19 protein-coding genes, 3 rRNA genes and 1 pseudogene are annotated in these 25,281 nt (G+C 56.9%); 17 read left to right on the top strand and 6 right to left on the bottom strand.

Translation table 11 applies throughout. The features are described from left to right. Positions 1-51: 51 nt before the first annotated feature. From BBCT_RS08675 to ilvA, 3 genes and pseudogenes are all read left to right on the top strand, one after another. Positions 52-462 (top strand): annotated as a pseudogene (locus tag BBCT_RS08675) (Sip1-related alpha-galactosidase); the annotation flags it as partial. Between the two features lie 136 nt (positions 463-598). Continuing rightward, a complete protein-coding gene (locus tag BBCT_RS08240) occupies positions 599-2,419 on the top strand; it encodes a glycoside hydrolase family 13 protein (protein ID WP_034248212.1) in 1,821 nt (606 codons plus the stop codon). Between the two features lie 234 nt (positions 2,420-2,653). Beyond that, positions 2,654-3,919: a threonine ammonia-lyase gene (gene ilvA / locus BBCT_RS08235; protein WP_003835354.1), complete on the top strand. Its 1,266-nt coding sequence runs from the start codon at positions 2,654-2,656 to the stop codon at positions 3,917-3,919. Positions 3,920-4,026: 107 nt separating this feature from the next. Here the strand turns inward: ilvA and BBCT_RS08230 are convergent, their stop codons facing one another. Continuing rightward, complete coding sequence (locus BBCT_RS08230) at positions 4,027-4,788, bottom strand: SIR2 family NAD-dependent protein deacylase (RefSeq protein WP_003835355.1); 762 nt, start codon at positions 4,786-4,788, stop codon at positions 4,027-4,029. 222 nt (positions 4,789-5,010) lie between these two features. Between BBCT_RS08230 and BBCT_RS08225 the strand changes: the two genes are divergently transcribed. From BBCT_RS08225 to BBCT_RS08205, 5 genes are all read left to right on the top strand, one after another. After that, positions 5,011-5,349: an MFS transporter gene (locus BBCT_RS08225; protein ID WP_160245618.1), complete on the top strand. Its 339-nt coding sequence runs from the start codon at positions 5,011-5,013 to the stop codon at positions 5,347-5,349. A gap of 886 nt (positions 5,350-6,235) precedes the next feature. Then, positions 6,236-7,763, top strand: a 16S ribosomal RNA gene (locus BBCT_RS08220). A gap of 453 nt (positions 7,764-8,216) precedes the next feature. Further along, positions 8,217-11,290 (top strand): 23S ribosomal RNA (locus BBCT_RS08215). Between the two features lie 222 nt (positions 11,291-11,512). Then, a 5S ribosomal RNA gene (rrf, locus tag BBCT_RS08210) occupies positions 11,513-11,629 on the top strand. Together the 16S, 23S and 5S rRNA genes form the textbook arrangement of a ribosomal RNA operon. A gap of 293 nt (positions 11,630-11,922) precedes the next feature. Next, positions 11,923-12,174, top strand: coding sequence for a hypothetical protein (locus tag BBCT_RS08205; RefSeq protein WP_003835954.1), 252 nt, complete (start codon positions 11,923-11,925; stop codon positions 12,172-12,174). Between the two features lie 8 nt (positions 12,175-12,182). On the opposite strand, the gene BBCT_RS08200 is transcribed toward BBCT_RS08205, so the two are convergent. Genes BBCT_RS08200 through BBCT_RS08190 form a run of 4 tightly spaced genes read right to left on the bottom strand, consistent with a single transcriptional unit; the run spans position 12,183 to position 15,024 of the window. Then, positions 12,183-12,962 carry a nitroreductase family protein gene (locus BBCT_RS08200; RefSeq protein ID WP_033512957.1) on the bottom strand — a complete coding sequence of 260 codons (780 nt, stop codon included), beginning with the start codon at positions 12,960-12,962 and terminating at the stop codon, positions 12,183-12,185. Between the two features lie 48 nt (positions 12,963-13,010). Continuing rightward, a complete protein-coding gene (locus BBCT_RS08195) occupies positions 13,011-13,919 on the bottom strand; it encodes an ATP-binding protein (RefSeq protein WP_226557324.1) in 909 nt (302 codons plus the stop codon). Positions 13,920-13,924: 5 nt separating this feature from the next. Then, on the bottom strand, positions 13,925-14,311 hold the full coding sequence (locus BBCT_RS09570) for a hypothetical protein (protein WP_003835949.1): 387 nt from the start codon (positions 14,309-14,311) through the stop codon (positions 13,925-13,927). After that, positions 14,308-15,024: a LytR/AlgR family response regulator transcription factor gene (locus BBCT_RS08190; protein ID WP_003835946.1), complete on the bottom strand. Its 717-nt coding sequence runs from the start codon at positions 15,022-15,024 to the stop codon at positions 14,308-14,310. Before BBCT_RS08190 ends, BBCT_RS09570 begins: the two co-directional genes overlap by 4 nt. Positions 15,025-15,208: 184 nt before the next feature. Here BBCT_RS08190 and BBCT_RS09565 point away from each other — a divergent pair, with 184 nt between their 5' ends. The 5 genes from BBCT_RS09565 (at position 15,209) to BBCT_RS08170 (ending at position 21,770) form a co-directional block, all read left to right on the top strand. Then, complete coding sequence (locus tag BBCT_RS09565) at positions 15,209-16,639, top strand: glycoside hydrolase family 3 C-terminal domain-containing protein (RefSeq protein WP_231858060.1); 1,431 nt, start codon at positions 15,209-15,211, stop codon at positions 16,637-16,639. A 39-nt stretch (positions 16,640-16,678) separates the two neighbouring features. Next, positions 16,679-18,259, top strand: coding sequence for a glycoside hydrolase family 3 N-terminal domain-containing protein (locus BBCT_RS09560; RefSeq protein WP_231858059.1), 1,581 nt, complete (start codon positions 16,679-16,681; stop codon positions 18,257-18,259). Between the two features lie 9 nt (positions 18,260-18,268). Beyond that, on the top strand, positions 18,269-18,676 hold the full coding sequence (locus tag BBCT_RS08180; RefSeq protein ID WP_226557322.1) for a hypothetical protein: 408 nt from the start codon (positions 18,269-18,271) through the stop codon (positions 18,674-18,676). Positions 18,677-18,762: 86 nt separating this feature from the next. Next, positions 18,763-21,180, top strand: coding sequence for a glycoside hydrolase family 2 TIM barrel-domain containing protein (locus BBCT_RS08175; RefSeq protein WP_003835941.1), 2,418 nt, complete (start codon positions 18,763-18,765; stop codon positions 21,178-21,180). Then, entirely contained in the window at positions 21,180-21,770 is a 591-nt protein-coding gene (locus tag BBCT_RS08170) for a hypothetical protein (RefSeq protein ID WP_003835939.1), read from the top strand. Before BBCT_RS08175 ends, BBCT_RS08170 begins: the two co-directional genes overlap by 1 nt. 8 nt (positions 21,771-21,778) lie before the next feature. Here the strand turns inward: BBCT_RS08170 and BBCT_RS08165 are convergent, their stop codons facing one another. Next, a complete protein-coding gene (locus BBCT_RS08165) occupies positions 21,779-22,147 on the bottom strand; it encodes a DUF4235 domain-containing protein (protein ID WP_003835937.1) in 369 nt (122 codons plus the stop codon). 140 nt (positions 22,148-22,287) lie between these two features. Here BBCT_RS08165 and BBCT_RS08160 point away from each other — a divergent pair, with 140 nt between their 5' ends. From BBCT_RS08160 to BBCT_RS08150, 4 genes are all read left to right on the top strand, one after another. After that, a complete protein-coding gene (locus BBCT_RS08160) occupies positions 22,288-22,992 on the top strand; it encodes a histidine phosphatase family protein (RefSeq protein WP_003835933.1) in 705 nt (234 codons plus the stop codon). Positions 22,993-23,147: 155 nt separating this feature from the next. Beyond that, complete coding sequence (locus tag BBCT_RS08670; protein ID WP_050776548.1) at positions 23,148-23,369, top strand: LacI family DNA-binding transcriptional regulator; 222 nt, start codon at positions 23,148-23,150, stop codon at positions 23,367-23,369. A 33-nt stretch (positions 23,370-23,402) separates the two neighbouring features. Next, positions 23,403-23,819, top strand: a complete 417-nt coding sequence (locus tag BBCT_RS08665) for a type 1 periplasmic-binding domain-containing protein (RefSeq protein ID WP_003835930.1) — start codon at positions 23,403-23,405, stop codon at positions 23,817-23,819. A 76-nt stretch (positions 23,820-23,895) separates the two neighbouring features. After that, positions 23,896-24,951, top strand: coding sequence for a LacI family DNA-binding transcriptional regulator (locus tag BBCT_RS08150; RefSeq protein WP_003835928.1), 1,056 nt, complete (start codon positions 23,896-23,898; stop codon positions 24,949-24,951). Positions 24,952-25,281 lie beyond the last annotated feature (330 nt).

The raw sequence follows: 25,281 nt of genomic DNA, 5'->3' as shown, positions 1-25,281 counted from the left end.
CTTGCCGGGTTTGGATGGTGTACGTGGGATTCGCTCGGGCAGGACGTCAGCGAACGGGCAATCATCGCCAAAATGGAGGAATTCCGTCGCAAGAACATACCAGTATCCTGGGTGCTGCTTGACGATGGATGGTCCGATGTCGATCGGAAGAATGGCACGTTGCGCTCGTTCGGTGCGGATCCAAGCCGCTTCCCCAAAGGACTTTCGCACACCGTGCGTCTGCTGAAGGACGAGTTCGGCGTGAAGTATGTCGGCGTGTGGCAGGCGTTCCAAAGCTATTGGAACGGCGTCGATCCGAACGGCGAGGTCGCCCGGCGTATGAAGGAATCTTTGACGCGCATAACCGCACGCAGGCCGGGCCGCGTCATCCGTCCCGAAAGTGGCGACGTCCGATTGCTGCAAGCTGGGGAATCCATTTCGGAACGCGTCTCCTATGGGGAGGCTATGGTTTTCGAGGAATAGCGATTGTCTCGTTCATCGCCAGCATTCATTTCCCGCTTGTCGAAACGCGCCGCGGGCAAGAAAGAAAAAACGCTTTGTATACCATTGGACATAGTAAAGTTCACCCATTTCACTTAAGCAAAGGAGCCTCATCGAAATGACTGATTTCAATCGTTCCGTCCTTCCCGACGCCGTGCGTTCCAACGGCGCGACCCCGAACCCGTGGTGGGCCAACGCGGTGGTCTACCAGATCTACCCGCGTTCCTTCCAGGACACGAACGGCGACGGCATCGGCGACCTGAAGGGCATCACCAGCCGTCTCGATTATTTGGCTGATCTTGGCGTGGACGTGCTGTGGCTGTCCCCGGTCTACAGGTCGCCGCAGGACGACAACGGCTACGACATCTCCGACTACCAGGACATCGACCCGCTGTTCGGCACGTTGGAGGACATGGACGAGCTGCTCGCCGAGGCGCACAGGCGCGGTCTGAAGATCGTGATGGATCTGGTGGTCAACCACACGTCCGACGAGCATGCCTGGTTCCAGGCCTCCCGAGACAGGGACGACCCGCATGCCGACTGGTATTGGTGGCGTCCGGCCAGGCCGGGCCATGAGCCGGGCACTCCGGGCGCCGAGCCGAACCGGTGGGGTTCGTATTTCGGCGGTTCCGCTTGGCAGTACGATCCGAAGCGCGGCGAGTACTACCTCCACCAGTATTCCAGGAAGCAGCCGGATCTGAATTGGGAGAATCCGGAGGTGCGCAAGGCCGTGTACAGGATGATGAACTGGTGGATGGATCGCGGCATCGACGGCTTCCGCATGGACGTGATCACTCAGGTTTCGAAGACTGTTGATAAGAACGGCAAACTGCCGGGTGAAGACGGTTCTGAAATTGAGGATTATCCAGTTGGTGAGGAAGGCTATTCCAGCCCGTTCCCATGGTGTTCCGACGGTCCGCGCATCGACGAATTCCTCGCTGAAATGCGTCGCGAAGTGTTCGAGGGCCGTGAGGGCTACATGAACGTCGGCGAGGCGCCGGGCATCACTCCGGCCCGCAACGAGCACGTCACCGATCCGAAGAACGGTGAGCTTGATATGCTGTTCCTCTTCGACCACGTGGGCATTGACCAGGAAGGTTCCAAGTGGAACACCGTGCCGTTCGAAGTCAAGAATCTGCGTGCTCGTCTTGCCGACCAGCAGCAGGCCGTGAGGAATGCCGGCTGGGCCAGCCTGTTCTTCTGCAACCACGACCAGCCGCGCGTCGTGTCCCGTTGGGGTAACGACTCTGACCGCGAGTCGCGCGAGTTGAGCGCCAAGGCGTTCGGCATGCTGCTGCACATGCACCGCGGCACCCCGTACATTTACGAGGGCGAGGAGCTGGGCATGACCAACGCCCATTTCACCGAGCTCGGCCAGTACCGCGACTTGGAGGCCATCAACGCCTACCGCCAGCGCGTGGAGGAGGCCAGGTGCCAGTCGCCGGAATCGATGATGGCGGCCCTCGCGCTTATCGGGCGGGACAATTCGCGCACTCCCATGCAGTGGGACGCTTCCAGGTATGCCGGCTTCACCCCGGCGGACGCGGCGACGGAGCCGTGGATCGGCGTGAATCCGAATCACGTGGAGATCAACGCGGCCGAGGAGTTCGACGATCCGGATTCCGTGTACGGCTTCTACAAGAAGCTCATCGCCATGCGCCACGACAATGCGACCGTCGCGACGGGCGAGTGGAATCTGGTCGCGGCGGACAGCGAGCAGGTGTATGCCTTCACCCGTACCAGCGGCGACGATACGATTCTTGTTGTCGTCAATCTCACCGATAGATCCGCCGGTCTGCCGGGGGAAGTGGCGGAGCTGCTCGGCGATGGCGTCGCGGAATCGCAGATACTGCTCAGCACTTATGATGTTGCGCATGGCGTGAAATCGATCGCTCGTGGCGAGCTTGCTCGTTGGGAGGGAGTCGTGATTCAGCTCTAATCGATCTTTCCCTATAAACTCTCTGCAAAGCGTTCGCACGATTCATCACGGAATCGTGCGAACGCTTTTTATTGCGATTGTTGTACTGCGATTATTTCTGATTGCCTCCGATTGCCCCGATTGCGTTTGTGGGCAATCTCAATTTTGCAAGTATTTGCGCAAATAATCTCACTTTTGATTGCAAAATCCGCATGATCAGGTAGTTTCGGCAGACGTGCGCTTACAATAACGCTTATGGAACAAAACGAGGTTCTCAAAGCATTGCAGCGCAATCACGCAGCTGAACTGAAACTAGCCGCCGAACGACTCGAGGGCACTGCACGCCATACGGAAATCATTCCGTCCAAGGTGCTGTCCGAAATGACTGGACATGAGATTTTGCTCAAGCCTGAGAATCTCCAGGTTACCGGATCATTCAAGATTCGCGGTGCGTACAACAAGATCGCATCCTTGAGCGATGAGCAGCTTGCTCGCGGCATTGTCACCGCTTCCGCAGGAAATCATGCGCAGGGTGTGGCATATGCGGCTCGCGAACGCGGCGCAAAAGCAACGATCTGCATGCCGCAGATCACCCCGCCGCTGAAGGTTGACGCCACCAAGGCGTACGGCGCAGATGTGGTGCTGTACGGCGAGGTATTCGACGAATCCGCAGCCCGCGCCCAGGAATTGAGCGACAAGGAAGGCATGATTTACGTGCCGCCGTTTGACGATTACGAGGTACTGTGTGGTCAAGGTACTATTGGCCTCGAGATTCTCGAAGATGTGCCGAACGTCACCGATGTGGTCGTACCGCTGGGTGGTGGAGGCCTTGGCGCCGGCGTGGCGCTTGCTATCAAGACGTTCAAGCCGGAAGTGCGCGTGATTGGCGCGATCCCGGAAGGCAGCCCAGCGTGGAAGAACTCGCTGGCCGCAGGGCATGTGGTTGCCGCCGACCAGGTGCGTACATCCGCCGAAGGCGTTGCTGTGAAGCGTCCGGGCGATCTCACGTTCGCGCTGCTCAACGAATTCCTTGATGACATCGTCACCGTGACCGAGCGCGACATCAACGAGATGATCCTGCTCATGCTCGAAAAGCACAAGTTGGTTGTCGAGGCTGCTGGCGCCGTGTCTCTGGCTGCGCTTGAACATCTCAACCTGCGTTCGCGCAAGTTCGCCGAGGCTAAGGACCCGCATGTGGTGGTGCCGATTCTTTCCGGTGGCAATGAGGACACCGTCTCCATCAGTGCGGTGATTCAGAAGGGCATGATCGCCCGCGGTCGAATCATGAACTTTGAGGTCGAGCTTCCGGATACTCCGGGCCAGCTTGTCAAGGTGGCTACGATTCTGGCCGAGCAGCGCGCCAATGTCATTGCGCTTGACCATGACCAGTTCAAGGCTTCCAGCCATTACACTGATTCGGTTTCCTTGGGCGTCACCGTCGAGACCAACGGTCCCGAGCATATCGACCGCATTCTTGACGCGATGCGCGAAGCCGGTTTCCAGCCTAAGCGTATTTACTGATTGTCCACGGTAGATACGTGCGGATTCCGCATATCTTCCTCATCAAAAAGGCTCCTCGATCCAATCGGGTCGAGGAGCCTTTTTTGCGTACTTTTGTGTACTTGACGTCACTTGCCTTGTTCGGCGGCGACTGCCTCATCAACGAGTTGCGGCAGGGCGACGGCAATATCGTCGTGGATGAGCCGGTCTGCCAAGCGGTCGTATTGCGTGCGCCCCATGTTCATAATGGTGATTGGTACGCCAGCCTCTGCGGCCATGGGCACAATGCTTGCCGCGGGCATGACTTCCAGCGTGGATCCGATAACCCACAGTTCGTCGGCTTGCGTCGCGAGGCGATACGATTTTTCAAGCGCGCCGTCCGGCAGCGCTTCGCCGAAATAGACCACGTCGGTTTTGATGAGTCCGTTGCATGGCATGTTGCCACTGTACGGCAGTCTGCGATGGCAGTGCGGGTCTGGTTCGTTGTCGAGATTCGCCATGATGTCGGCGGTGTCGTATTTTGCATGACATTTCATGCAGTGCGAGGTGCCGATGGTGCCATGCAAATTGACGATGACGTCGCTGCTATTGCCTGCTTTTTCGTGCAGCGCGTCGAAATTCTGTGTGGCGAGCAGTGTTAGCAGTCCAGCCTGTTCCAGTTTGACGAGCGCCTTGTGCGCGGTGCCCGGCTGCGCGTTCCATACAGGCGATTCCTTCTGCCAACGCCAGGAATACTCGCGGTCTTCCTCATTGGCGAGGAATGCGTCGATATCATACACTTTCGTTTGTTCAGGGTGCTTGGTCCAGACGCCGTCCGGTCCGCGGAAGTCGGGAATACCTGCGGACGTGGAAATCCCCGCCCCCGTCAATACTGCGATCTTTTTGCTCATATCTTAGGTATAGCCGTTTTTCGTGAACGTCCCAAGTCGGCGAAGTCCCAAGTTGGTGAAAACGCAAGTTGGCAGCGGCGCAAGTCAATAATCGATCCACCAATCATCAATCTCTCATCATCATTCTCCCATCATCATTCTGTCAGTAATCGATCTGTCGGCAATCCTGTGGAGGCGTTGCCTCAACCTGGACCTCGCAGACATATGCTCAAGGCGGCTGTCTTGTCGCTATCTCTGCTGGTGTGCTTCTTTGGTGGATTCCTGCCAATGTTTGTGCCTTCGCTCACGTTGGAGATTGTGCTGCGCGCGATATGTGGCTTTGGCGTCGGACTGATTCAGCCGCTTTCCGCGTCGCTGATTGTGGACTGCTTTAAGAAGGGCAGCGAGGCTGACGCCCTGATGGGTATCCGGTCGACCATGGTCGGCTTGGGTGCCACGATCTTCTCTTCGGCGATTACCGGCATGACAAGCACGTGGAAGTCGCTAAATTTTGCAGCCGTGCTCATGATTGTCTGCATTATGATCGTTGCTTTCAATGCATTCGATAAGAAACGCAATTAAGTGCGATTAATCGTAAAAACAAGAGCGATGTGCGGCCATGTATTTCAGGCCATGGTCGCGCGACGTAACTTCTGATGTTTCACGTGAAACAGGGAGCATCGGGCAATCAAATTCGAGAAAAGCAATCTTGATAATCATGTATGGAACAAAAAAGGAGTGAGAGGTGCATTATGACTACTGATACTGCACAAAGCATTACAGATGATGGCGCCGATGCGGCCGAGATGACCGAGACGGTTACGGCGATCGGGGCAATCGATGGTGGCGCCGCCGTCGCCGACCCAGCTTGACCCGATTCCTACGCCGGTCGAGCAGATCAAGTTTTCCCGCATACCGACGAGCTTCCGGAAGATTGCCAAGTGATCTCCGACTTGGATCAGGATGATTTCGGATACCTGTGATGCGTTGCCGGGCTGCTGATTGCCGTGTCGTCGCGTTGTGCGACACGCTGCGATCGGTTTTTCTGACGGTTTTTTGGCGGTGGTGGAGTCGGTCTTGCGATCTGCGCGGCAGGGAGGACGGAATTTCGACACGCCGGTGGATGTGTTGTTTTGCAGGGGTTTTGGCGGTGTTTTCGGGGTGCCGGGTTGCGTGATTGCCGGGGTTCGTGTAAATTAACTCTTCGCTGCCGCTCAGCGAGTGGTTCCCCGGTCGGGGTTCCGTAAGGTGGGTGAGTGGTGGTGGTTTGAGAACTCAAGAGCGTATTTGTACTACTTCTTTATAGTCAATGATTGCCAGTCCATCGTCCGCTTCTCCCGTGTGGGGGAGTGGCCGGGAGGCCTTTGAAGGACGGTGGGGTTTTCGTGCGATGCGCCTTTCCTTATAAGGCGATCGTCAATTTTCTTATTTTTTGAGAGTCACATGTTGGTTCTCTTCATGAAATTTTTTTGTGGAGGGTTCGATTCTGGCTCAGGATGAACGCTGGCGGCGTGCTTAACACATGCAAGTCGAACGGGATCCAGGCAGCTTGCTGCCTGGTGAGAGTGGCGAACGGGTGAGTAATGCGTGACCGACCTGCCCCATACACCGGAATAGCTCCTGGAAACGGGTGGTAATGCCGGATGCTCCGACTCCTCGCATGGGGTGTCGGGAAAGATTTCATCGGTATGGGATGGGGTCGCGTCCTATCAGGTAGTCGGCGGGGTAACGGCCCACCGAGCCTACGACGGGTAGCCGGCCTGAGAGGGCGACCGGCCACATTGGGACTGAGATACGGCCCAGACTCCTACGGGAGGCAGCAGTGGGGAATATTGCACAATGGGCGCAAGCCTGATGCAGCGACGCCGCGTGCGGGATGACGGCCTTCGGGTTGTAAACCGCTTTTGATCGGGAGCAAGCCTTCGGGTGAGTGTACCTTTCGAATAAGCACCGGCTAACTACGTGCCAGCAGCCGCGGTAATACGTAGGGTGCAAGCGTTATCCGGAATTATTGGGCGTAAAGGGCTCGTAGGCGGTTCGTCGCGTCCGGTGTGAAAGTCCATCGCTTAACGGTGGATCTGCGCCGGGTACGGGCGGGCTGGAGTGCGGTAGGGGAGACTGGAATTCCCGGTGTAACGGTGGAATGTGTAGATATCGGGAAGAACACCAATGGCGAAGGCAGGTCTCTGGGCCGTTACTGACGCTGAGGAGCGAAAGCGTGGGGAGCGAACAGGATTAGATACCCTGGTAGTCCACGCCGTAAACGGTGGATGCTGGATGTGGGGCCCGTTCCACGGGTTCCGTGTCGGAGCTAACGCGTTAAGCATCCCGCCTGGGGAGTACGGCCGCAAGGCTAAAACTCAAAGAAATTGACGGGGGCCCGCACAAGCGGCGGAGCATGCGGATTAATTCGATGCAACGCGAAGAACCTTACCTGGGCTTGACATGTTCCCGACAGCCGTAGAGATACGGTCTCCCTTCGGGGCGGGTTCACAGGTGGTGCATGGTCGTCGTCAGCTCGTGTCGTGAGATGTTGGGTTAAGTCCCGCAACGAGCGCAACCCTCGCCCTGTGTTGCCAGCACGTCATGGTGGGAACTCACGGGGGACCGCCGGGGTCAACTCGGAGGAAGGTGGGGATGACGTCAGATCATCATGCCCCTTACGTCCAGGGCTTCACGCATGCTACAATGGCCGGTACAACGGGATGCGACATGGCGACATGGAGCGGATCCCTGAAAACCGGTCTCAGTTCGGATTGGAGTCTGCAACCCGACTCCATGAAGGCGGAGTCGCTAGTAATCGCGGATCAGCAACGCCGCGGTGAATGCGTTCCCGGGCCTTGTACACACCGCCCGTCAAGTCATGAAAGTGGGTAGCACCCGAAGCCGGTGGCCTAACCCCTTGTGGGATGGAGCCGTCTAAGGTGAGACTCGTGATTGGGACTAAGTCGTAACAAGGTAGCCGTACCGGAAGGTGCGGCTGGATCACCTCCTTTCTACGGAGTTTTCAGGACGCCGGTCTGGCGTCCGTCGTGTGGCCCACATGCCGGGAACGGTTCCCGGAGTGGTGTGGGCGTGCTGGTGTGGAAGAGATCGTTGGCTTCGCGGGTTCTTTTGGGGGCCTGCGGGCAGTGGTATGGGTATGCTTTTGGGTTCCCGGACCGCCACCCGCGACTTGGTCGCGTGCGGTTTTCCGGATGTCCCCTTGGGGCGGTCGGCCGGCCGGTGTGCCGTGTCCGGATCGTTTCTTGGGTGCGTGGTGGTTTGAGAACTGGATAGTGGACGCGAGCAATGCGATGATTTTGATGTCATCGTTTGCTTTATCGCGATTTCGCCAGGCTCTATTTTTTGGAGTCTGGTTTCGAGATCGATCGTTTTGTGATCATTTTTTACAGTGTGATGATTTGTCGTCTGGCGTAGAAAAGCTATCATTAGGTTTTTTCGGGGCGTGTGCCGCCCTGAAGGGCGTATGGTGGATGCCTTGGCAGACAGTACCGATGAAGGACGTTTGAGGATGCGATAAGCCTCGGGGAGCCTCCAACATGGCTTCGATCCGAGGATTTCCGAATGGGGCAACCCGCCGGCCGTCATGGGCCGGCACGGAACCTTGTTGTTCCGGGGGTACGCAGGGAAGTGAAACATCTCAGTACCTGCAGGAAGGGATACTCCGTGAGTAGTGGCGAGCGAAAGCGGATCAGACCAAACCATGGGCGCGTGATACCCGTCGGGGGTTGCGTCCGTGGTGTTGCGGGAGCGTGTGTCCCGGTTCCGACGGACCGGGCGGGAGTCATAAAACGGCTTGCCAGGGGAACAGGCTTGAAGGCCTGGCCGCAGAGGGTGCCAGCCCCGTACCTGGAAGCTTGCCGTCTTCCGATCATGTGTCCCAAGTAGCGCGGGCCTCGTGGAATCCCGTGTGAATCGGCCCCGACCGTGGGGTAAGTCTAAGCATACCTGTCTGACCGATAGCGTACCAGTACCGTGAGGGAAAGGTGAAAAGCACCCCGGGAGGGGAGTGAAAGAGTTCCTGAAACCGTGCGCCTACAATCCGTCGGAGCCTCCTCAAGTGGGGTGACGGCGTGCCTATCGAAAAATGAGTCTGCGAGTCAGTGGTGCGTGGCGAGGCTAACCCGTCGTGGGGGAGCCGTAGCGAAGGCGAGTCTCAAAAGGCGTTTTGAGTCGCGTGCCCTGGACCCGAAGCGGGATGATCTAGCCCTGGGCAGGTTGAAGCGCGGGTAAGACCGCGTGGAGGACCGAACCCACCTGGGTTGAAAACCGGGGGGATGACCTGGGGCTAGGGGTGAAAGGCCAATCAAATTCCGTGATAGCTGGTTCTCTCCGAAATGCATTTAGGTGCAGCGTCGGTTGATTGCATCGCGGGGGTAGAGCTACTGGATGCTTGCGGGCCCGTATGGGGTACCAACAGCAGCCAAACTCCGAATACCGTTGATGTGTATTCCGGCAGTGAGTCGGCGGGGGATAAGCTCCGTCGTCGAGAGGGAGACAGCCCAGATCGTCGTCTAAGGTCCCGAAGCGTGTGCTAAGTGGGAAAGGATGTGGAGTCGCATAGACAGCCAGGAGGTTGGCTCAGAAGCAGCCATCCTTGAAAGAGTGCGTAACAGCTCACTGGTCTAGTGGTTCCGCGCCGACAATGTAGCGGGGCTCAAGCACACCACCGAAGACGCGGCAACAGTTTTTTGCTGTTGGGTAGGAGAGCGTCCCCCGAGGGGCGAAGCGGCCGCGCAAGCGCGCCGTGGACTTCGGGGGAGTGAGAATGCAGACATGAGTAGCGAGAGACGGGTGAGGATCCCGTCCGCTGGATGACCAAGGGTTCCGGGGCCACGTTCGTCGTCCCCGGGTGAGTCGGGTCCTAAGGCGAGGCCGACAGGCGTAGTCGAATGGATGAACGGGTGGATATTCCCGTACCGGCAGCGAACCGCAAGAGCCGAACGGATGAGTACTAACCTCCGGTCGCGTGGCGTCGTTCCCTTCGGGGTTCGGGGCGCGCGATTGTTGGGAATGTAGTCCTGGTAGGTTAGCGCACAGGGGTGACACGGAATGGGAGCCGGCCGCGGAGGTGGTTTTCCGTGGTCAAGCACGCAGCCCGTCCCATAGGCAAATCCGTGGGACATGCAGGGTGAGGTGCGATGATGGGCGCCTTTCAGGCGCGATATCCGGTGGTCCAGGCCGTCGAGAAAAGCCTCGGCGCGAGGGGCGTTGCCGCCCGTACCCCAAACCGACACTGGTGGTCAGGTAGAGAATACCAAGGCGATCGAGCGAATCCTGGTCAAGGAACTCGGCAAATCACTCCCGTGCCTTCGGTATAAGGGAGACCCCTGATGGTGATGGAACTTGCTTCCGGAGCTTTCGGGGGTGGCACAGACCAGGGGGTAGCGACTGTTTACCAAAAACACAGGTGCATGCGAAGGCGCAAGCCGCTGTATATGCACTGACGCCTGCCCGGTGCCGGAAGGTTAAGAGGATCCGTCAGCCCTCGGGTGAAGCGGTGAATTCAAGCCCCGGTAAACGGCGGTGGTAACTATAACCATCCTAAGGTAGCGAAATTCCTTGTCGGGTAAGTTCCGACCTGCACGAATGGCGTAACGACTTCCCCACTGTCTCGACCAGGAGCTCGGCGAAATTGCAGTACGAGTAAAGATGCTCGTTAAGCGCAGAAGGACGAAAAGACCCCGGGACCTTTACTATACCTTGGTATTGGCGTTAGGCGCGGATTGTGTAGCATAGGCGGGAGGCTTCGAAGCGCGGGCGCCAGCCCGTGTGGAGCCGCAAGGTGAAATACCGCTCTGTTCTCGTTTGACGTCTCACCTCGAACAGTCATCCTGTTCAGGGACAGTGCCTGGCGGGTAGTTTAACTGGGGCGGTTGCCTCCCAAAGAGTAACGGAGGCGCTCAAAGGTCCGCTCAGCCCGGTTGGCAATCGGGTTTCGAGTGTAATCGCACAAGCGGGCTTGACTGCGAGAACGACGGTTCGGGCAGGGACGAAAGTCGGAGATAGTGATCCGGTGCCGGCGCACGGGCGCGGCATCGCTCAACGGATAAAAGGTACCCCGGGGATAACAGGCTGATCATTCCCAAGAGTCCATATCGACGGGATGGTTTGGCACCTCGATGTCGGCTCGTCGCATCCTGGGGCTGGAGCAGGTCCCAAGGGTTCGGCTGTTCGCCGATTAAAGCGGCACGCGAGCTGGGTTCAGAACGTCGTGAGACAGTTTGGTCTCTATCCTCTGCGCTCGTTGGAATCCTGAGGAGGCCTGCCCATAGTACGAGAGGACCTGGGTGGACGGACCTCTGGTATGCCGGTTGTCGCGCCAGCGGCATGGCCGGTTGGCTACGTTCGGGAGGGATAACCGCTGAAAGCATCTAAGCGGGAAGCCTGCTCCAAGATTAGGATTCCTTGGCACTTCGGTGTCTGTAGCCCGCATGTTGAACACGTGTTCGATAGGCCGGAGGTGGAAGTCCCGCGAGGGATGGAGCCGACCGGTACTAACGGGCGAACGCGGCACACTCTTTCCGATCCCCTGGTTGGGGATTGGGTCTCGTCCTGTGGTGGTTTTCTCGTTGGATGGCAAGGAACGCTGTTTCTTGTGGTCACGACGACGATACTGGTAAGGCGTTTGATTTGCTTGCGTCCGTTGTCCGGTTCCCGGACCGCCACGACCGGAATCGGTCGTGTGGCTGGTTCCGTTGCCGGCCGATCCCGGTTGGGGGTTGGCCGTTTAGAGTGGTTTTGCGGTGGTCATGGCCCAGGTGAGACGCCCGGTCCCTTTCCGAACCCGGAAGCTAAGGCCTGGCACGGCGATGGTACTGCACTCGAGAGGGTGTGGGAGAGTAGCACGCCGCCGCATCCAACTGTCTGGACCTTCTGGTCGAGTCCCCTGCGGGATTCCCGGAAGGTCCCTTTTCGTATTTCCCTTGGGGGTTCCCGTCGGGCGTAACGCTCCGGGAACCCCCTTTTTTATGCTTTGTTGTGCCGGCCCGCCGACCGGAGCCCATTGCCTCGGGGGTTCCCGTCGGGCCTTTCCCGTTGCTCGGCGTCCGGATTATTCCACGCGCCGGGAGATCTAGAACGCCGAGGGATTTCAGGAATTTCAGGGGGAGCCTCTTGCGCTTATCCGATGGTTGAATAGACTGAAGAACTATGCATTATTTCGTACCCAAACGCTGTGTCGAATCGAACAAAATCATGTATCACGACAAAGCAACAGCCCAGCAGGCCGCCGACCAAAGTTGGCGTGAACGCGGCACTGAACTTTGGGTCTATCGGTGCGAATTCTGCGGAACTTGGCATCTCACGCATCGCGATCCACAATCCAGCTACACGTACGTGCCTTTCAATCAGCAGATTAAACCGCATTCCCGCAAAAAAGGTTACAAACCACGCCGCAAGTAGTAGTTCCGTCAGCGTTCGAGGCGGAAGCCTTGGCGCTTGGCGTTTGGAGCCACGGTCTTGCTGGTCACACCGGGATCGACCGCATTTGATGCGATCTGATCGCTGAACGTATCAACCGGGCGCTCGGTATTGCGTAAATCGTAATATCGATGCACTTCCTCGTCGAAATCTTGCAAACCGGCAAGCAACGTCTCATTGTTCGACGGATACTCATTCTCAAAGAACTGCATGGAACGCGGCATACGCGGCTTAAGTGCAGGATCCTGATCGGGCTTACCGATCGCAAGTCCCAGCACAGGGTACGTGTATTCCGGAAGATTCAGCAGATCGATCAGCGCCGGAACGTCATTCAGCAGCGAGCCGAGAATCACGCAGCCAAGGCCGAGTGAGTATGCGGCCGTTTCCATCGCATGCAGGGCCAGTACGGCATCGTTCTGGGCCTGTGAGTAGCGGTAACTGCCATTCAGCGTAAACGTGTCGGAAGTGGTATCTACGCCCTTTGTGGAAGCGATTGCGGCATTGCGGTGTTCGTCAAGTACGAACACATACAGCAGTGGCGCGGTGGCGATATACGGCTGTCCGCCGATTTCGGCGAGACGCTTCTTGGCTGCGGGATCGGTCACGCGGATTGCGGACCAGTCATTGAGGAACTGGCTGCTCGCCGCATGCTGTGCAACGGTTTCAAGGGTTTCGATTACATCATCCCCCAGCGGCTTCGACTTGAATTTGCGGATGGAACGACGTTCCAGCAGAGTGTCAACAGTGGCATTGTGAAGAAGATTGCTCATGTCACCCATTTTCGTCCGTTTTGCAGGATTACGCAAGGATGCCTTGGTTCAGCCGGTAGAGGATTCCGGATTCTTCGGCAGCAGGATCCGCAACGTGAACACACTGTCGGTATCATCCACCTGCATGGTGCCGCCGTACTGTTCGACCGTGTGCAGCATGCTTTTCATGCCGAATCCGTGTCGGGTGGCATCCTGATGCGTCGTAATGGGCAGGCCATTACGAAAACGCAGCCGACGCTGATGATAGTTCTGAATCTGAATCAGCATCAGGTTGCCTTGTGATGAGAAGCGTACGTTGATTACCCTCTTGGATGGGTCATTCAGTTCCATAGTGGCGTTGATGGCATTGTCGAGCGCGTTGCCGAACAGTGCATAGATATCCGCGACCTGCATGAAGTCCAGTGAATCGCCGCTCGGCATGCAGGTGAGTTGAATATCGTGAGATTGACAGTACAGGCCTTTTTCCATCAGTACGGTATTGAGGGCCTTGTTGCCTGTGTCGATGCGGGTGTCATAGATCATGATCGCCCGTTCGGCTTCGGCGAAGTATGCGTCACGCTCCGGGCTTTCCTGCATGGTCTGCAGCGTGCGAATCTGATGTTTCAGGTCGTGGCACTTACGATTGATGATGTCGATCGTCTCCTGGCTGACCGTATACTGCTTCTGTTGCTGCAGCAGCGTGTATCGTACGCCGTCGAGTTCGCGCTGCAGTTCGGCCTTGTCATGATTGCTGCGCTGAGCCCACATGATGTAAAAGCAGCATAATGCGTCACTGATGTGGTAGACCACGCCATGGAGCGAGACATCATCATGGCACAACACGCCCAATACCCACACGAACAGCAGAATGCAGGCCATGGGGAACAGGTCATTGCGATTCACCCGATAATGTCCATGCACTGCGAGTTTGCGTGCAAACATGATGAAGAACGCGCCGTAGATGGCGATATAGATCACCGTGGTCAACAGTCCGTTGAGGAGCGTGGGCAGATCGGCGTTGTGCGTCCGAGTGCGATGCTGAGCGCCAGATAGCATTCGTTGGCCGCATGCTGCGTGGCGTTCGCACAGATGGTGCAGTAGAGTACTTCCGACAATCCCGCCTGCAGACACAACGCCACTGCGGGAAGGCATATGACCGCGAATGCAGGCCAATACAGTATGGCCAACAGCAGGTTGTCGGGTACCGTGACGGCGGCGCCGAACATATAGGCGATCATTAGCAGAACAATGGTGCATGAAGCGAATCGTGCGGGGAAACGACGTCGTTTTGCGACCGGAATCATGAACAGTAGGCAGGCCACGATGATCTGTGCCATGTAGGAAACCTGCAGCCAGGCGTGGTCGATCATACGCTGGTGCCTCCCATGTATTCGGTGAGTGCGTTCATAAACGGTTTCTTTTTGGTTCGGCTGATTGGCAGCCAGTCGCATCCGACCTGCACGGAGTCCTTGGCCACGGCCGTAACCTGCTTGAGATTGACCAGATAGCTGTTATTGCAGCGTTCGAACGGCAATCCCTCCAGTTTGGCTTCCCAGTTGCGTAGGGAGTCACGTTGCCGGATGACGCCTTGTGTGGTGTGGAAGGACAGATGGTGCCCACGCACTTCCACATAGTAGAGATTGTCGGATGAAATGCGTAGAAAACCGTCCGTCGTCGGGAAAACGAGCGATTTCCTACGACGATTGCCGATCAGTGCCAGAATACCGCGCATTTTGATGGAGAAGGAGTAGTAGTTGATGGGTTTGAGTATGAAATCCAACGCATGTACGGCATAGCCATGAATCGCCATCTGCGCCATGTTGGTGACGAATACCAGTGGAACATCGGCGTCCATCTGACGTAGGCGTTGTGCGGCGGACATGCCGTCGGTGCCGGGCATGTCGATATCCATGCAGATCAGGTCGAAGGAGCGGTCGTAGCCGTCAAGAAAATCATCGGTGCCGGCAAATTCAATGATGACGATTGCGGATCCGCTCTCCTGCGCAAGCCGTTCGAACGATGCCTGCAGGGTCTTGCGTTCGTCGGCGTCATCGTCGATGATTGCGATCCTCACGGTGTTCATGCCTCCTCATTGCGACGGATTCCATTATAGGAAACGTCACATGCTCGGGTCGAATGGCGAAAGAACCAGTTATGCCCCTGGGAATGACCAGTTACGCCATCCGGGAAGGTAGGGGGTGGCCGTGCCGCGCACCATGGAATTGACATTGATGTCGGTATCAACATGTGACAACGAAGGAGTCGAGATGAAAGGGAATTCCGGTCTGCTGTGGCGAGGGCTCACATCGGTGACAGGCACATTGCTGGTGCTTGGCATCTGTGGGACGCAATGCTCGTACATGTATGCGGGAACGATCAACTCCGCGCTGGGAACGTCCAGCACGAGAATCGTCGCCGGTGAAGGCGGCGGAAACACTACGTACTACGCCAGCGAATATGGCGACTTGAATGCCGAAAATCTACAGAAGCTCATCGCCGACGCGTACGGCGAGTCCGTGCTTGAGCAGGAGGAGGGTTCGGTGCTGTTGCGCAACAACGACGGCACGCTGCCGCTTGCCTCAGACAAACATGTCGCGTTGTTCGGCCACGCCGTGGTGCAGCCGGTCTACAGCCCGGGTGGCGCCAACAGCGCCGCCGACATCGGCAAATATGTGATTGATCTGAAATCCGCACTGGAACATGCCGGTTTCTCGGTGAACAACACTCTGTTTGACGCCTATTCGAAGAGCGATACCAAGCGTGTGGCCAGCAACAACCTGCAGGTTTCCGGCGATCCACGTTCGAATGGCGCGTTGAATGACGCCCCGGTGCTTGGCGAGGAGCCGGCATCGTTCTATACCGATCAGCTCAAGGCCAGCTGGCAGGACGATTACCACGATGTCGCCATCGTCATGCTTGCCCGTGAAGGCGGTGAAGACAAGGAGATGATGATGAAGGATCCGGAGGGCATCAGTGCTCTGAGTCTGCATCAGGACGAGAAGGACCTGCTGCGGATGATCAAGGATTCCGGCAAGTTCTCCAAGACCATCGTGCTGCTCAATTCCGCCTTTCCGATGGAGGTCGGCTGGCTTGATGACTACGGTGTGGATGCCTGCATGTGGATCGGCAATCCAGGGCAGCGTGGTTTCGAAGGAGTGGCCAATCTGTTGGTGGGCAAGGCCAACCCTTCGGGCCGTTTGACCGACACGTATGCCGTCGATTCCATGTCGTCGCCGGCCGCGCACACTTCCAGCCAGAACTCAAACCAATGGACGAACGTCGATGAAGTGAACGCCGCAGTCAGCGATAAGCCGGTCAATATCGATAATGTGACCGTACAGCCCGAGAACATCTATGTCGGCTATAAATACTATGAGACCCGCTACGCGGACGCCGTGACGAATCCGGGCAGCGGAGCGGCCAGCTCGGTCGGAGCTTCGCATGGTGCCTCGGCATGGAACTATGCGGACGAAGTCAGTTATCCGTTTGGGTACGGTCTGAGCTACACCACTTTTGAACAGACGCTCGACGGTGTGAGCTACGACCGTGACAAGGATGAATTCACCGCCAAGGTAACGGTGAAGAACACCGGTGATATTGCGGGTGCCTCTGTAGTGGAACTGTATGCGCAGACCCCGTATGGTGAATATGAGCGGAAGAATCTGGTCGAGAAATCCGCCATCCAGCTTGCCGGCTAAGGCCGTACCAAGACATTGCAGCCGGGTGCTTCCGAAACCGTGGACGTTACGGTGGACCGCTACCTGTTGGCCAGCTATGACTACACCAAGGCCAAGGGCTATATTCTGAGCGCCGGTGACTACTATTTCACCATTGGCGACAATGCGCATGATGCTTTGAATAATGTACTTGCGGCCGAAAACGCCACTGGTATGACCGACTTCGATGGCAAGCCGGTGGAGGGGGATGCGGCCAAAACCTACCGGTGGTCGTATGACGACGTCGACACCAAGACCTATGCCAAATCCGATGCGGGCGAACGGGTCACCAACCGGTTCGAGGATGCCGACGCGAACTATTGGAAGGATGGTGCCGTCACCTATCTGACCCGTTCCGATTGGAAAGGCACCTTCCCGACCGAACCGGTCAAGATGACCGCTACCGGCAAGATGATCGAACTGCTTAAGGGTGATCTGTATCGGCAGTCCAAGGATTCCAAGTCCGTCAGCGACTACACGCAGGGAGCCGACAATGGTCTGACGTTCGTGATGATGAAAGACGTCGATTACAACGATGACGAGACCTGGAACAAATATCTTGACGAAATGACCATCGATGAGATGACCACCCAGCTTTCCGATTTGTTCGGCACGGCCGAAGCGGCTTCCGTGAACCGACCGGCGTATGCGGCTGGTGACGGTACCGCCAGCGTCGGCGGCAATACCTACGCCAAAGAGTACGGTGACGCCCGTGACGTCACCCTGTATCCGGCGACCAATGTGCTCGCCAGCACTTGGGATTATGGACGCATGCAACGTCGTGGCGAACTGGTCGGTGAGGAAGCCCTGTATGCCAAGACCCCGGTCGGATGGGGTGGTGGCGGCAATCTGCACCGCACTCCGTTCGGCGGGCGCAATGGCGAATACTGGTCCGAAGACAGCATCATGGTCTACCTTGACAACCTCGTGGAACTTTCAGCTGCTCAGAAGAAAGGCTTCGCACAGGGTGTCAAGCATGTTGCAGGCAATGATCAGGAGCTGTATCGCGAAGGTCTGAACATGTTCTTCAACGAGCAGGCATTCCGCGAGGGTGCGCTCAAGGGCGTGGAAGGCATCGTCAGCAACGAGAACGCCACCGCTTTGATGATGTCGTTCAACAGACTCGGTGTGGTCTGGTCCTCAGCCAGCACCGCGCTGACCACTCAGGTGATCCGCAACGAATGGGGCTTTAAGGGCATGATCGAAACCGACGGCGTGGCCGGCGGCTCCTACAAGTCGCATTTCCCGTCATCATTGGCAGCAGGCGTGACCACCTACTGCATCGATCCGGGCAATACCGCGGCCGCAGGCATCAAGAATCAGATCGAAGACAATGACGACGGCGATATGCTCGGCTATCTGCGCACCTCAATGAAGAACTTCCACTATGCGCTGACTCGTACCAGCCTGATCAACGGGTTGGATGCCAACGCCAAAGTGGTCAAAGTCACCCCTTGGTGGCGTTACGCGATCTTCGGTGTGGATGCGGCGTTTGCGTTGATGACGCTTGGCTGCGCCTACATGATGTGGCGTTCCGGACGTCGAGGCAAGAATGCGCGGGAAACGGTCAAGGTCGAATCCGAAACCGCGACGGGAAAGTGAGGAATCATTATGAATAGCAGAACTCCATCCATGTTCTCCAACAGAACTATCGGCTTTTACCTAGGACTCGCCGCCGGTGTGATGGCCATCGTCTCACTGGTTGCCTACGCCATGTATGCCGTTGCCGCTGGCTCATACAACGTGTGGGTCATCGCACCGCTTGTGTTGGTCGTGCTTGCGCAGGCCGCGACCATACCTCTTGACAATGACTGGCTGATTGCCGTAACGCCGGCGATAGGCATGATCGCATGGTGTGCGTTCGTCATGGAATGCATGTATACGTTCGTCGGCCATTTCATGAATCTGAACATGTTCGGCGACCAGAGCCTGTTCGGTCCGGTCATGACGGTGACCGTGCTGACCGCAGTCACCGTGCTGATGCTCATGGTGTCGTCGTTTATGCGTAAGCGTAAGTAGGCTGCCGGCCCTCCGTCATTTGTCAGACGTCGTTCGGGCGAAGGGGCGCCACGATCGTTCTTGCGCCCGAATGACGACCTTCCTTCGTGAACGTCTTTGAAAGCACCATCATGAACAGAATCCCATTCAATACCGGCTGGATGTGCCGTCCGGCCGCATCCGAGGCCGAGGAAGTGCCGGTGACCATTCCCCACGACGCCATGCAGTGGGATCCGAAAAGCGCCGACAGCCCATCCGGAGTGAACAGCGGCTGGTACAGCGCTCGCGACTACCTGTACACCAAGCATTTCTCTTCCGCCGACATTCGCAGATCTTCCGGTGATCTCACCCTGCTCGAGTTCGAAGGTGTCTACCGTAATGCCCGCATACGATTGAACGGTAGGCTGATCGCCTCCCATGATTATGGCTATTCCGGCTTCTATGCGGATCTGAGCGAGTACATAGCCGAAGGCGACAACGTGTTGACGGTCGAAGCGCATAACAGCGACCAGCCGAGCTGTCGCTGGTATTCCGGTACCGGCATCTATCGTCCGGTATGGCTATGTGTCATGCCGGAGCGACATATCATGCCCGACGGCGTGCGCATAACGACGGTCGATTACCGTACCAGACGCATCGCGGTCGACGTACGCACCAGCCATCCGGGAGTCGTATATGTGAGCGTTCTTGATGTCGATGGCAGGTCCATGGCGCAATTCAAGGCGTTGTCGGATCGGCTCGATGGGCAGGGCAATCTCATGCATGAGGAATGCGTGATTCCCGATGTTCGCCTGTGGAACACCGATGAGCCGAATCTCTACACCTGTGTGGTGCGGTTCGGTGATGACGAGCAACGTGAGGTCTTCGGCGTGCGTACGGTGGAATGTGATGCGCGACGGGGATTCCGTATCAATGGCGAACGTGTGATCCTGCGTGGTTGCTGCCTCCACCATGACAACGGACTGCTGGGTGCATGCGCATATCCGGCTGCCGAGGAACGCAAGGTGGCGTTGCTGAAAGGCGGCGGTTATAATGCCATCCGTTCCGCGCACAATCCTTGTTCCAAGGCGTTGCTTGACGCCTATGACCGACTGGGCATGTTGATGCTCGACGAGTATGTGGACGGCTGGTACATCCACAAGACCCGCTACGACTACGGCACTGAAGTGGAGGCGAACTATCGTGATGATCTGGCTGATCTGGTGGCCAAGGACTATAACCATCCGAGCGTGATCATGTATTCGATCGGCAATGAAGTGTCGGAAACCGCGCAGCCGCGAGGTATCGCTCTGACCGATGCCATGACGCAATATCTGCATGGGCTCGATGCGACCAGACCAGTGACCTGCGGCGTCAATATCTTCTTCAATTTCTTGTCATCTATGGGACTTGGCGTGTATACCGACGAAAAAGCGATGAAGGAAATCGAACATTCCGGCAAGAAGAAGGCGGTCGGCAGCGAATTCTTCAATCGGCTCGCAGGCATCATGGGAGCCGACTTCATGAAGTTCGGTGCGACCTTGCCTCCTTGCGATTGGAAGACGCGCGGCGCGTTCGCCGTGATGGACGTTGCCGGATACAACTACGGCATCCGCCGATACAGGCATGACCTGAACAGATATCCGAATCGCGTGATCGTCGGCTCGGAAACCTTCTGCTCGGATGCGGCGCGATTCTGGGATTTGGCGCAGAGCAATCCGCGGCTGATCGGTGATTTCGTATGGTCCGGTATGGATTATCTCGGGGAAGTCGGTATCGGCTCGCAGGAGTATGCGGAATATGCCAAGAACTTCGACGGATCACTTGGCTGGGTGAGTGCGGGCGCCGGTCGATTCGACCTGACCGGCAAGCCTTTGGCGGAGGCTTCATACACTCAGGTCGCATTCGGTCTGAAACTGATTGCGATCGGCGTGGTGCCGGTCGGTCTTGGCCGTGAACATTCGCCGTCCGCCTGGAAGATGACCAATGCGGTCGAAAGTTGGTCGTGGGACGGTCAGGAAGGTGAACGCACGCAAGTGGAGGTATATGCGCGTGCCGCCAGGGTGAAACTCTTGCTGAACGGGTGTGAAATCGGGTCGGCTCGTGTCGGACGTGACGCTCGCGTGACATTCACGGCCGTCTACAGGCCGGGCAGTCTGACGGCGGTGGCGTATGACGCCGACGGCGTGGAAATCGCGAGAACATCACTGGCCACGGCGGGCAAGGAAACGAGATTGCATGCCGTGCCGGAAGCGGAGCGCATCGCGCTCGGTGACGGGCTCGCATATGTGCGGTTCATGTATGCCGACGCTGCGGGAACCGTCAAACCATTACTGCGAGGTGACGTGCATATCGAAGTGGAAAACGGCGAAATCCTAGGTTTTGGCAGCGCCTGCCCATACTACGAGCGTAGCTATCGCAGCGATACCGCCGACACCTACTACGGCGAGGCGATGGCCATCATCAGGCCTTGCGAGACGGGAATCCTCAGCGTGAAGGCAAGCAGTCCGTACGGTGAGGCCACGGCTCGAATCGAGGTGAGATAATGGCGGTCAATCCTTGGCGAACCTTTGCGAGGAATCATCCGAAGGCCGCAAAATGGGTCTGGCAGATAGGCGTGTTCTATCTGTTCAGTCTGGCGGTCACCGTGCTGCAATATGCGTTGTTCACGTTCCTGCCGTATCTGTTTGGCGAGGGGCTGGCCTCCACGGCATTCATGTGGCCGCATATTCCGATATCGTTCGCAGGCATCGACTACTCGTGGAATGTGCTTGGCTATGGGGTGGCGCGCAATGCGGCCGGGGAAGTGGTGATCGGCGGTGGCCTTGGATATTTCCTGAGCTATGAGATCAGATCATTCGTGGCGCAGTGCGTCAACTTCCCGCTGCAACGCAACGTGACGTTCAAATCACATGGCAACGTGGCATATCAGATACTGTGGTACTTCATCGCATGGGTGCTGATCTCATTGTTCTGCAACGCCATCAACGGCCTGTGGCTGCCGTTGGCGCAGGCACGGTTCGATCCAGCCGTATACAATCTGCTGGTCACGTTCATCACCGGAGGCGTGTCCATGGTGATCTACTTCTTCGTATACAAGATCATCTTCCCGGAGGGCAAGTCGGACGATCGGTGATGATCGTGCTACCTGCGCTTGGCGTGGCGATGGTTGACGATGGCCTTGGAACCGCGGTCGGACAGTTGCGAGACCAGTGCGCCCAAGGCTGCGGAAATGACGGCGAAGGCGATGCCGAGGATGGCGTCCTTGCGTGCGTCGGTGGTGCCGTCGGGAAGGGTCGCCTTGCGGCCAACGCTCTGCTTCCACGCCATCTCGAACATCTTGCCGAACGCCAGTCCGACTAGCGTAGGCATGGCGAATTTGAAGATTTTGTCACCGAAGGAATCGGGATCGTTCAGTCTCTGATCGCGCTTGGCGTTCACTTTCCCGTCGATGTTGCGCAGGGCCGCTACCACACGGTCCGCTGTAGATTCCAGATCTGGCGTTTCACTCATGGTTCCATAGTAATGCGTGATCGACGTGCTTTCCTGCCAATCCGGATGGGCGAAGCGCGTAGCGGAATGATGTTGCGATTTCCGAAGACACGAGGGAGCAAGTGCAGGGGTTCATGGGCGGGGTCGGTTAGAGTAGGGATATGACTGAAAATCATGTTGGAAGCAAGGACGCTTCCGTTGTTGCGCCCGGACGCTTGGTGCTGTTGCGCCACGGACAGACGGTGTGGAGCGAATCCGGTCAGCATACCGGACGCACTGATATTCCATTGACCGACGCCGGTCGGCTACAGGCCGAATCCGCGGGAGAGCGTTTGCGTTCGGCCTTCCCGAACGGTTTCGATCCAGGCTGCATGTTCGCAAGTCCGCTTCGCCGTGCCCGCCAGACCGCGGCGCTCGCCGGTTACGGCGATTACAGGATCCTGCCCGAGATCGCCGAATGGGATTACGGTCGCGCCGAGGGGCGCACACGCCAGCAGGTCAGCGAGGCCAGCGGTTTCGCCTGGGACGTATGGCGGGATGGTCCGCGTTCGCTGAACCCCGGACTTGAAGGCGATTGGATTGAGACATTGCCGTCCGGCGAGCAGGTTCCGGTGCATAACGGTCCGGGCGAGGACGTGGAGGAGGCCGCCGCGCGTACCCGGGACGCCATCGAACGAGTATTGCCGTTGCTGAACGTCGGCCACGATGTGCTGCTGGTGGCTCATGCGCATATTCTGCGCATCCTTACTTCGCAATGGTTGGGCGTCGACCCGCATTTCGCCCGTCTGCTGCGGCTCGATACCGCGCATTACTGCATCCTGAGCCAGTACAAGGGTGACAATGTCATAGAGCGTTGGAACTGCTGAAGACATATCGGATGGAAGGTCGGTTGCCTACCGGCATTTGCAGCAGTCTGGCACAATCAGCCGTCATAACGGCGGTATGACAATGATGTAAACGCATTCAGCATATAATGAGACAATCGCCGTAAGACGGCGCTAATCATATGCAAGGAGTGCGCATGCAAGCCAATATCGAAGACGTGGCGCAGCTGGCTGGTGTCTCCATCGCTACGGTTTCGCGTACTTTCAAGCATCCTGACGTGGTAGCGAAGAAGACACGTGACAAGGTTCTGGCTGCCGCAAATGAACTGAATTTTTCGATCTCTCACTCCGCCACTGTGTTTCAGGCCGGGCGGACGTACCGTATTGCCCTATTGCTGAACGATCGCTTTGCGTCATAGTTCAACGCACGAATTTACGAGGGCCTTGATGCAGTGTTCAATCCGGCCGGTTACGACATCTCCGTCTACCCCATCTCCACCAAGGAAGACAGGCGCACTTTTTTCGAGAACCTACCGATTCGCCGCAACGCTGATGCCGTAATCATTCCCTCCTTCGACATAGACCCTGATGAGGCGAGTCGTTTGCAAAGTGCGAACCTACCGCTTGTCGGCATTAATGCATTGCCTGAAAGCGCCTTTACGTTGTCTGTTTCCATCGACGATGAGCAGGCGATGCGACTCGCTACGCGGTACCTTAAACTTTTACACACTGGAATCACAGTGATTTATACATTATTAGAATCATGTGCGGCGTATCCATTCCTGCTGGTTTACATTCGTTTGCAATTGTGGATAAGAAGTACGGTGTCTTCTTTAACCGTTTCATTTTTGACAACGTTGGCAGTATGATATACGTAGATATGTTCGCGCGCGCACAACGAATGTGTCGCGTGCCGTGCAAGACGAGAAGTAGCAAAGGGGCATCATGACCAAAGTAGGCATTCGTGAGGTGGCCAAAGCGTCAGGCGTCTCCGTTTCCACGGTGTCGCGAGCTTTCACGCGTCCTGACTTGGTATCCGATAAAACACGTCGGAAGGTGTTGGAAACCGCCGACAGACTTGATTTCAACATTTCCCGTTCCGCCACGGCACTCAAGTCTGGCCTGACCTATCGTGCGGCGATGCTGATGAATGAAGACATCACCAGTTGGTTCAATAACAGGGTGCTTGCTGGGTTGGATGATGTCATGCATGGTGCTGGCTATGACATTTCACTGTTCCAGCATATCGATACCGCTGAGAACCGCGAACGGTTCTTCACCACTTTGCCGGTACGTCGCAATGTGGATGCAGTATTCGTCGCTTCCTTCGCCGTCGATTCGCGTGAAGTTGAGCAGCTCAAGCGCATTCGTGTGCCGATCGTTGGTATCAATACGCCGGGACGTGAAGATTTCGATGCCACCGTATGCATTGACGACGACGAGGGCATGATGATTGCTACGCAGCATCTCATCAATCTCGGTCACAAATACATCGTGTACATCTGCTCGCGCGCCGCCGATTCGCTTAATGCCTCTATCGATGCTCGTCGTCAGGGTTTCATCCATGCTTGTCAGACCGCTGAGACAAGCCACGACCTGCACTGGAAGGTGCTTGAAGTGCCGCGCGATGGTGGCTACGCCGACAGTGCCTTGGCCTCGTTGTTGGCGCTTGATCAATTCCCGGATGCAATCTGTTGTCAAACCGACACCATTGCGATTCCGCTGATTGTGCGACTGGAACGGTATGACAAGCTCACGCCGCGGGATTATTCGATTATCGGATTTGATGACAGTCAGTATGCGGATATCATGAACCTGACCACCATGAAACAAGATCCGTTTCTGATGGGCCGTAAAGCCGCACATAAAGCGCTCACACTCATTAATGGGGAGACTCTCGGTCAGCCGCATGAAATCATGCATGCTCGCCTGACCTTACGTGAGACCGACGCGCCGGTGCAGTTGGTGTTGCGTGACAATGACCGGGCAATCAACGAGTAGCGAACCTAAAGGGCCATGCATTGGCTGTCGCTCACTCTGCAGGAAATACGTCAGTTCGATGTAAGCGGTACTGCATATCGATAGTGTTGTATGCTGTGACGTCAGCGACAACTCCATGCTCATCATGGCTTACGGCATCGGCGCGATTTTCATTGCCGTGCTGTTCGTCATATTCTGATCTTACATCCGGTGATGTTGTCGCTGTTTGCACTGTTCTAGTCCGCTCATGTGACGATGAATGCGGGCAGTGTGCAAAACGTCGTAGTGCAAACGTATGTCATAAAACAATATCCAAGGATGCGGATTGTTGACGTGGTGTCGCCATAAGCG

It is taken from the genome of Bifidobacterium catenulatum DSM 16992 = JCM 1194 = LMG 11043, assembly GCF_001025195.1.
GTDB lineage: Bacteria > Actinomycetota > Actinomycetes > Actinomycetales > Bifidobacteriaceae > Bifidobacterium > Bifidobacterium catenulatum.
This window is presented reverse-complemented; position numbering and strand designations above follow the sequence as displayed.